Origin of the sequence: Frankia sp. AgKG'84/4, assembly GCF_023242965.2 — a bacterium.
Classification (GTDB): domain Bacteria; phylum Actinomycetota; class Actinomycetes; order Frankiales; family Frankiaceae; genus Frankia.
This window is the reverse complement of the sequence record NZ_JALKFU020000211.1, coordinates 1-8,241: the sequence shown is the minus strand read 5'-3', so window position 1 is coordinate 8,241 and position 8,241 is coordinate 1. Positions and strand designations below refer to the sequence as shown.

Below are 8,241 nucleotides of genomic sequence, written 5' to 3'. Positions count from 1 at the left end.
CTGCGGGCCGGCGCCCGCAGCCGGCTGGCCGAGCGGGCCGGCCTGCCGCTACGGACAGGCCCGACCGGGACCCCCGAACCGAACCCGGTGGCCCTCGTGGCCTCCGTCGCCGAGCAGACCGGGCGGTCACCCTCGGAAATCGGATCGCTCCTGTACGGTTCGGGCATGCCGCCGCTGACCTCCGCGCGCGCGGGTCCGGCCCGCCGGGCGCTGGACCGTTCCCGGTCCCGTGACCTGCCGCCCGACCCCGCTCGACTGCCCGCGGCGGGAGCACCGGTGGCGGCCGAGGCCGCCGCCACCCGGTCACGCGGTGCCCGCGGCGAACCTGGCGGGCAGGACGCCGCTCTCCTCAGGCTCGCCCAGAATCTTGACGACCTCGACCGACAGGCAGGTGGACGGTGACTTCCCCGAACATCAAAGCGGAGTCGGCTACCGACGCGACACCCGCGGCCCGCGCCGGCCAGGGCGAGCATGTCGAGGCGGCCCGTGACGCCGCGGACGTCCCGCTCACCCTCGATGATCCGGCCGAGGCGACCCTGCACCGACCGGACACCGTGCCGGACCAGCTCCCACCGCCTGGCCACCGCGCACCCTCCGGCCCCCCGGAGCCGCCGCGGCCAAAGGCCGCGCCAGGGCAGAGCGGGCAGGCGCGCCCTCCGGCGGGTCGCGGCGGCGTGTCGCCGTCCGACGCGGATGCCGCCCGCGCGGCGCTGGTAGCGCTGCGCGGCGAGGTGGCCAAGGCCGTGGTGGGCCAGGACGCGGCGGTCAGCGGTCTGGTCGTGGCGCTGCTATGCCGGGGGCACGCGCTACTCGAGGGCGTGCCGGGCGTCGCGAAGACCCTCCTCGTGCGCACCCTGGCCGCCGCACTGTCGTTGGACACCAAACGGCTGCAGTTCACCCCCGACCTGATGCCAGGGGATGTCACCGGCTCACTCGTCTACGACAACCGCAGTTCCGCGTTCACCTTCCGGGAGGGGCCGGTCTTCACCAACCTGCTGCTCGCCGACGAGATCAACCGTACCCCGCCGAAGACCCAGGCCGCGCTGCTGGAGGTGATGGAGGAACGACAGGTCACCGTGGACGGGATACCCCGGCCGCTGCCCGCTCCGTTCGCCGTTCTGGCCACCCAGAACCCGATCGAGCACGAGGGCACCTACCCCCTCCCCGAGGCTCAGCTCGACCGTTTCCTGGTGAAGGTGACCCTGCCGCTGCCGCCGCGCCACGACGAGATCCAGGTCCTCGCCCACCACGCCAGCGGATTCGATCCGACGGATCTGGCCGCTGCGGGGGTGCGGCCCGTCGCGGGGCCCGCAGACCTGGCGACCGCCCGGGCGGCGGTCGGCCAGATCGCCGTGCACCCCGAGGTTCTCGCGTACATCGTCGACCTGGCGCGGGCCACCCGGGTAGCACCGAGCGTCCAGCTCGGGGTGTCCCCGCGCGGCGCCACCGCCCTACTGGCGACCACCAGAGCGTGGGCGTGGCTGTCCGGACGGAGCTATGCCACGCCGGACGACGTGAAGGCACTGGCCCGGGCGACCCTGCGGCACCGGATCAGCCTGCGGCCCGAGGCCGAGCTCGACGGGGTCACCGCCGACGTCGTGCTCGAGCAGGTGCTGGCCACCGTTCCGGCACCGCGGTAGGCGGCACCCCGTGGCGATCAGCGGTCGAGCCGTGGCACTTGCCCTGTTCGGGGCGGCGGTCGTCATGCTGTCTCCGGCGCCCGGCCTGACCCTCGCGCTGGTCGACGGGCTGATCGTGATCCTGATCGGAGTCGACGTCGCGCTCGCCGGAGCCGTGCGCTCGCTGAGGTTCAGCCGGTCCGGTCCCACCTCGGCCAGGCTCGGCGATCAGGTGCCGCTGGTCCTCGGTATAGCCAACGACGGCCCGCGCACCGTCCGGGCGCGGGTTCGTGACGCGTGGCCGCCGTCGGCCGGTGCCCGGCCGCGGACGCATGAGGTAGAGGTCCCCGCCGGCGAACGCCGCTTCGTCGAGAGCACGTTGACGCCGACCCGGCGCGGTGATCGTGAACCGTTCCGGATCACGGTGCGCTCCCTCGGGCCACTCGGGCTCGCCGGCCGTCAGGGTCGGCACTCTTGTCCCTGGCGGGTACGGGTGTTGCCGCCCTTCACCTCCCGCCGGCACCTGCCCGCGGCGCTGGCCCGGCTTCGGGAGATCGAAGGCGAGGTCGCGATCCGCGGCGCGGGAGCGGGATCCGAGTTCGACAGCCTGCGGGACTACGTGATCGGCGACGATGTCCGCCTGATCGACTGGCGGGGCTCGGCGCGCCGCGGCGCGGTGGTCGTCCGTTCCTACCGCCCGGAGCGAGACCGCCGGGTCGTCTGCGTGCTGGACACCGGACGCACTTCCGCGGGCCGGATCGGCGACACCCCTCGGCTCGACCACGCCCTCGACGCCGCGCTGCTGCTCACCTCGGTGGCGCTGCGGGCCGGCGACCGGGTCAGCCTCATCGCCCACGACAGCGTGCCGCGGGTCAGCCTGCCCGGCTCCCACGACCACGCGTTCCTCGCCCGGGTGAGTGAGGCGATGGCAACGCTGGAACCGGCCCTCGTCGAAGCTGATCACAGCGGCATCGTCTCGACGGTGCTGCGGGAGACCTCTCGCCGCAGCCTCGTCGTGCTTTTCACCGAGCTGGCACCGGCCGTCATCGAGGAGGGCCTCCTGCCGGCGCTGCCCACGCTGACAGCGCGGCACACCGTTGTCGTCGCCGCACTGCGCGACCCACGGGTCGACGAGTTGATCACCGGCCGGGACGACGCGCGGGCCGTCTACGCCGCCGCGGCCGCCGAACAGACCCTGATACGCAGAAGAGAGCTCACGGAACTGCTGCGCCGCCGCGGAGTAGAGGTCGTCGACGCCTCGCCTGGCAGCTACGCGGCTGCCGTCACCGACACCTACCTGACCCTCAAGTCTCTCGGGCGGCTCTGACCCACCGAGTCGACCGTGGCGATCCCCATAGACGGGTTCGCCGCCGCCCGCAGACCACCAGAAATGTCGGAGGCGAGCCGTACGCTGTCAGAATGCTTGATCATGTTGGCGTCCAGGCGGCCGATGTCGAGTCGTCACTCGCGTTCTACCTGAGCACCTTCGCGGCGATCGGCATCCGGGAGGCGATGCGCTTCCAGGATGGCGATGCCCTCGTGGTCGGCCTGGCCGGACCAGACGGTACGCCGACGTTCTGGCTCAGCCCGGCGCGCGGCGCGGAGACCCGGGAGTTGCACGTCGCGTTTCAGGCGGCGGACCGCGCCGCCGTGGACGCGGTCCACCAGGCCGCGGTGCGCGGCGGCGTCGAGGTGCTGCACGCTCCGCGCGAATGGCCTGAATACCACCCCAACTACTACGGCGTGTTCCTGCGTGATCCGGATGGCCACAACGTCGAAGCCGTACATCACGGTTTCTAGTCGCGGCCCGGCTTCCCACCGGGCCGCCGCCCGGGCGTGCGAACGCGCGCGGCGAACGCGCGCGGCAACCTCGCCCTGAGCTGCCGGGACTCAGACGACAGGGGCCAGGTCGGCCGCGCCGCGGCCGGCCTCCAGATCCGCGGTTTCGCCCGCGGCCGCGGCCCGGGAGCCGTAGAGGACGATGTAGCCGACGAAGACGGCCCAGGCCAGGGCGCCGATCCCGATGCGCACCGCCGTTGGCAGCCCAGACGGGGTCACGAAGGCCTCGATGGCCCCGGACACCGCCAGTGCCACTGCCGCGCCCAGCGTGATCGACACGGCCGCCCGGCCTTCGGCCGCGAGCGCCTCGGCCCGCCGGCGCGGCCCCGGCGAGATGATCGACCAGCCGAGACGCAGGCCCACCGCGCCCGCGAGGAACACGACGGTGAGCTCCAAGAGCCCGTGCGGAAGGATCAGGCTGAAGAACTGGCCACTCTGTCCGCAGCCGGTCATGTACCCGCCGACCACGCCCACGTTCACCGCATTGATCACCAACACCAGCAGCGTCGGCACACCGAGCAGCGCACCGGCCGCGACGGCGGTGGCGGCCACCCAGGCATTGTTCGTCCACACCTGACTGGCGAACGACGAGGCCGGATGGTCCGTGTAGTACGAGGCGAAGTCGGACCGGCACAGGTCGGCGACCGCGCTCGACGGAGCCAAGCCCGCGTGCGCCTCGGGATCGTTGACGATCCACAGACCGACGGCCAGCGCGAGAAGCAGCGAACCCCCCGTCGTAGCCAGCACCCACCAGCGCCGTTCGAACACCGCCAGCGGAAAGGTCACGGTGAAGAACCGCCCGACGACATGCCAACCAGGGTCGGGTGCCCCGGCAACGACGGCCCGCGCACGAGTGACGAGGTTCGTGAGGTCGTCGACCATGGTCGTGTCGTAGGAGCGGGTGCGGATGACCGACAGGTGGGTGGCCGCCCGCTGGTAGAGCTCCACGAGCTCGTCCAGCTCCCCCGCGCTCATCCGGCGCGGGCGGGCGGCCCGGTCCACCAGCCGGCCAAGCCGGATCCACTCCGACCGGTGCACGGCGACGTACGCATCGAGATCCATGTCCGGGACATCCTCCCAGACCGCGGATGCCGCCGGACCGGCACCGCGCGATGGCCCAGGATGCGCGACCGGTTCGCGCAGATCATCCGAATCGTTGGGTTCGGTCCACCGGGCGACCGGCGGACACCGTAGGGTGATGCGCGGACGCACGCTGAGAATCCGGGAGCCCGCATGAATCAGGCCGTGCGGAGCCACCCGCCGGGCGGGCGGCGTCCGGTTCCCGCGGTGGGCACCGAGACGATCGTGAGCGGCGAGGCCGTCGCGGTGGATCTGCGCGTGGCCCGGCTGGGCTCCCGCGTCGTGGCCGCGCTGATCGACCTGATCGCCCAGCTCTACCTCCTCGGCAGCCTGACCACGGCGATCCTCCTGATCGTTCGGCCCACGGATGACGCGCTCGTCGCCGCCATGACGCTGCTGGTTTACGTCCTCGTGCTGGTGGGCTATCCGGTGACGTGCGAGACGCTCAGCCGCGGTCGCACCCTGGGCAAGATGGTGATGGGAATCCGGGTGGTCCGCGACGACGGCGGGCCGATCCACTTCCGGCACGCGTTCGCCCGCGGGCTTGTCGGCGCGGTGGTGGAGCGGCCAGGTGTCCTGCTCGGCCTGCCGGCAATCATCAGCATGCTGTCCTCCCGGACCAGCAAGCGGCTGGGAGACATCTTCGCCGGGACGGTCGTTCTCCAGGTCAGCGTGCCGCGAACGGTGGGCGAACCGCCGTTCGTGCCGCTTGCCCTGCTGGGCTGGGTCAGCCTGCTCGATCTCTCCGGGATGGACGACTCGCTCGCGCTGCGGGCCCGCCAGTTCCTCAGCCGGGCGCACGCCCTGTCCCCGCCGGCACTCGAACGCCTCGGCAGCGGCCTGGTCGACGAAATCCGGTCGGTCGTCACACCGCCACCACCACCCGGGACGCCGGGTTGGGCCTATCTGTCGGCCGTGCTCGCCGAGCGCAGTCGCCGCAGCTACGCCCGGCTCGTCGCGCAGCGACCGGCGGGTGGACACCCAGTTTCGCCCGCAGCGCCGCCGTGGACCCCAGCCCGCCTGACGGTGGCGCCTCCCACCCGTCCACAGCGCGGACAGGACTACTCCTACCGGCGCTAGATCGTTTCCGGCCGATCATCGTGGGACGCCCGGATACCGAGCCCTCCTCAGCCAGCCACAGCGCGACTGGCCCCTCGTGTGGGCCAGCAGGACACCGAACCCTCTCGCCCTGGTCCCGCCCGCCAGCGCTCCCGCCGCCGGGATGCTGTAGCCAGTTCCAGAGCACCTCGCAATGTTGACATCAACAGGTCAGGATTGCGGGCGGCAACTTTCTAAATCTAACATCATCTCGTTAGGATCCGAACTCCCAGGACGTCAAATACTCCTCCTGGGCTGGCGTGAGAGTGTCGATCTCGATACCCATCGAAGCGATTTTCATCCGAGCGACGTCCTTGTCGATCTCCGTCGGGACATCGTGCACACCCGGTTCCAACCGCACTCCGCTGACGTGCAGCCACTCGGCGGTCAGCGCCTGGTCGGCGAAGGACATATCCATCACCGCCGCCGGATGACCCTCCGCCGCGGCCAGGTTGACCAGCCGTCCCTCTGCCAGCAGCCGCAGTCGACGCCCGTCGACGAGGAGGTACTCGTCGGTCGAGGGCCGCACCCGGCGAGGCTCCTGGACGCCGAGATCGGCCAGGGCGACGATGTCGATCTCGACGTCGAAGTGCCCGGAGTTCGCCAGGATCGCACCGTCGCGCATCACCTCGAAGTGCTCGCGGCGCAGCACGTCCCGGTTCCCGGTGACGGTGATGAAGACATCGCCCAACTGGGCGGCCGCGCTCATGGGCAGCACCCGGAAGCCATCCATCGCCGCGTCCAGCGCCTTCGTCGGGTCGATCTCGGTGACGATCACCGCGGCGCCCAGCCCCTTCGCCCGGGAGGCCACCCCGCGGCCGCAGTAGCCGTAGCCGGCGACGACGACGGTGGAGCCGGCGAGCAGGGTGTTGGTGGCCCGGAAGATCGCGTCCAGAGTCGACTGACCAGTGCCGTAACGGTTGTCGAACATGTGCTTGGTGTCGGTGTCATTGACCGCGACCATGGGGAAGCGCAGCGCGCCGGCCGCCGCCATCTGCCGCAGCCGGATCACGCCGGTGGTGGTCTCCTCGCAGCCGCCGCGCACGCCGTCAAGCACATCGGTGCGCTCGGTGTGCAGGATGTTCACCAGATCGCAGCCGTCGTCGAAGACGTAATGCGGCGCGGCGTCGAGGGCGGCATCGATGTGCGCGTAGTAGTCGTCCCGCCCGACACCGTTGCGGGCGAAGGTGGCGACGCCGTAGTCGACGACGAGCGCCGCCGCCGTGTCGTCCTGGGTGGACAGCGGGTTCGACGCGCACAGCGTGACCTCGGCACCGCCGGCCGCCAGCGCGCGCATGAGGTTCGCGGACTCGGTGGTGACGTGCATGCAGGCCGCGACGCGCACCCCGACGAACGGGCGTTCGACGGCGAAGCGCTCCCGGATCTGGCGCAGGACCGGCATCGCCCGGTCGGCCCACTCGATGCGTGCCCTGCCCTGTGCGGCGAGCGAGAGGTCGGCGATGTCGTGGCGGGGCAGCCCGGCAGGGTCGGGCAGCAGGTCGGGAAGATCGGCCAGCTCGGACATGACGCTCCTCAGGGACGAGGCCGGGGTGCGGACACCGGTTCCTCCCAGACGATGGCGACCATAACCACGAGGCGTCAAAGAAGCTGACAGCATCTTGTTAGGATGATGGCTTGCAGCGGACCTCTGCCCGTACGCTCCCCTCATGATCGGATCGACGTGAGAGGCCGGGAGGTCGCTGCCCCATCCCGGCAGGAGGACTCGTTCGTGCGACACGTGCTGGAGCGGCTACGCAGTCGGGTCGAGCTTCGCCCGGAACAGCGATTGCCCATCGCCCGCGCGGCATCCGTCCTGGAGACCACGCCGCGGATGCTGCGCTACCGCGAATCGCTCGGGCTGCTGGTGCCGGCGCGGTCCCCCGGCGGCCATCGCGAGTACGGCGAGCGCGAACTGCTCGCCGCCGCCTACGCCGACGAACTGGAGCGGCGCTACCAGGTAAGCCCCAGCGACCTCGCCTTCGCCGTGCGGGTGCTGGCCGAGCCGGAGGTCGCGTCCGATGTGCGCCGCCTCGGCCGGCTCACCCGTCGCATCCCACCGCCGCCGCCCGTCGCGGCGCTGGACTTCGAGGCCCAGAAGGCACGGCGCCTGCTGCGGATGCCGGAGCCCACCCGGCCCGGGGAGGCCGCGGCGAGGCGCGGACCATCAGATCCCCACCTCTTCGACGTGCGTTAGACAATGTGGGCTGTACCGCACACACGGAGCCTGCCGGATGGCTCGGCAGGGAAACGCTCGTCTACCGTTACCTGCGGTATAGGACTCTCATCGCAACAGACGCGACTAGGTGCGTGCCCCGGGCCAGGTCCGGCTCCGTAGGGAACGCCCGGATCACTCGCGTAGCGCGGGTGCCAGTGAGCGACCAAGCGCGGGCTCGCGCATGCTTGTTGAGCGTCCACGAAGATCCCGGCGACCTCGCCGGCCCACCGAGGGGGTGACGTCGACGTCTGGCGGACGGGAGTCAAGCACTCCATCCCTGCCCATCCCACCGGCGGGTGACACGCCGCGCGCGGGTTCGGCCCAGGCCGGAGCCACCCGCGCGAGTTCGGCGCGGACGCCCCAGCGCCCGAACGGCCAGCCCCGCTCGGT

General features: G+C 71.6%; 8 protein-coding genes and 1 pseudogene. 6 read left to right on the top strand and 3 right to left on the bottom strand.

All coding sequences use genetic code 11. The features are described 5' to 3' along the window. The 4 genes and pseudogenes from MXD58_RS14450 to MXD58_RS14435 all read left to right on the top strand — a co-directional run. A pseudogene (locus MXD58_RS14450) lies at window positions 1-402 on the top strand (DUF4350 domain-containing protein); the annotation flags it as partial. Then, window positions 399-1,640, top strand: a complete 1,242-nt coding sequence (locus tag MXD58_RS14445) for an AAA family ATPase (RefSeq protein WP_518478060.1) — start codon at window positions 399-401, stop codon at window positions 1,638-1,640. The pseudogene MXD58_RS14450 and the gene MXD58_RS14445, both read left to right, overlap by 4 nt. A gap of 10 nt (window positions 1,641-1,650) precedes the next feature. After that, window positions 1,651-2,946 carry a DUF58 domain-containing protein gene (locus tag MXD58_RS14440; RefSeq protein WP_248838365.1) on the top strand — a complete coding sequence of 432 codons (1,296 nt, stop codon included), beginning with the start codon at window positions 1,651-1,653 and terminating at the stop codon, window positions 2,944-2,946. Window positions 2,947-3,038: 92 nt separating this feature from the next. Further along, window positions 3,039-3,419: a VOC family protein gene (locus MXD58_RS14435; RefSeq protein WP_248838366.1), complete on the top strand. Its 381-nt coding sequence runs from the start codon at window positions 3,039-3,041 to the stop codon at window positions 3,417-3,419. 90 nt (window positions 3,420-3,509) lie between these two features. On the opposite strand, the gene MXD58_RS14430 is transcribed toward MXD58_RS14435, so the two are convergent. Then, the gene (locus tag MXD58_RS14430; protein ID WP_250609405.1) at window positions 3,510-4,520 is read right to left on the bottom strand and encodes a stage II sporulation protein M; all 1,011 of its coding nucleotides are present in this window, start codon (window positions 4,518-4,520) and stop codon (window positions 3,510-3,512) included. A gap of 171 nt (window positions 4,521-4,691) precedes the next feature. Here MXD58_RS14430 and MXD58_RS14425 point away from each other — a divergent pair, with 171 nt between their 5' ends. Then, complete coding sequence (locus tag MXD58_RS14425) at window positions 4,692-5,618, top strand: RDD family protein (RefSeq protein WP_248838368.1); 927 nt, start codon at window positions 4,692-4,694, stop codon at window positions 5,616-5,618. 232 nt (window positions 5,619-5,850) lie between these two features. Here the strand turns inward: MXD58_RS14425 and ahcY are convergent, their stop codons facing one another. Further along, on the bottom strand, window positions 5,851-7,161 hold the full coding sequence (gene ahcY / locus MXD58_RS14420) for an adenosylhomocysteinase (protein WP_248838369.1): 1,311 nt from the start codon (window positions 7,159-7,161) through the stop codon (window positions 5,851-5,853). Window positions 7,162-7,365: 204 nt separating this feature from the next. On the opposite strand from ahcY, the gene MXD58_RS14415 reads away from it, so the two are divergent. Continuing rightward, on the top strand, window positions 7,366-7,830 hold the full coding sequence (locus MXD58_RS14415; RefSeq protein WP_248838370.1) for a MerR family transcriptional regulator: 465 nt from the start codon (window positions 7,366-7,368) through the stop codon (window positions 7,828-7,830). A gap of 153 nt (window positions 7,831-7,983) precedes the next feature. Here MXD58_RS14415 and MXD58_RS14410 read toward each other — a convergent pair. Continuing rightward, a partial coding sequence (locus MXD58_RS14410) for a hypothetical protein (protein ID WP_250609404.1) occupies window positions 7,984-8,241 on the bottom strand: 258 nt, incomplete at its 5' end.

What these genes read in the sequence shown, in the direction of transcription:
- MXD58_RS14435 (WP_248838366.1), top strand. Translation starts at nt 3,039, where the DNA reads ATGCTTGATCATGTTGGCGTCCAGGCGGCCGATGTCGAGTCGTCACTC.
- ahcY (WP_248838369.1), bottom strand. Translation starts at nt 7,161, where the DNA reads ATGTCCGAGCTGGCCGATCTTCCCGACCTGCTGCCCGACCCTGCCGGG.
- MXD58_RS14425 (WP_248838368.1), top strand. Translation starts at nt 4,692, where the DNA reads ATGAATCAGGCCGTGCGGAGCCACCCGCCGGGCGGGCGGCGTCCGGTT.
- MXD58_RS14430 (WP_250609405.1), bottom strand. Translation starts at nt 4,520, where the DNA reads ATGGATCTCGATGCGTACGTCGCCGTGCACCGGTCGGAGTGGATCCGG.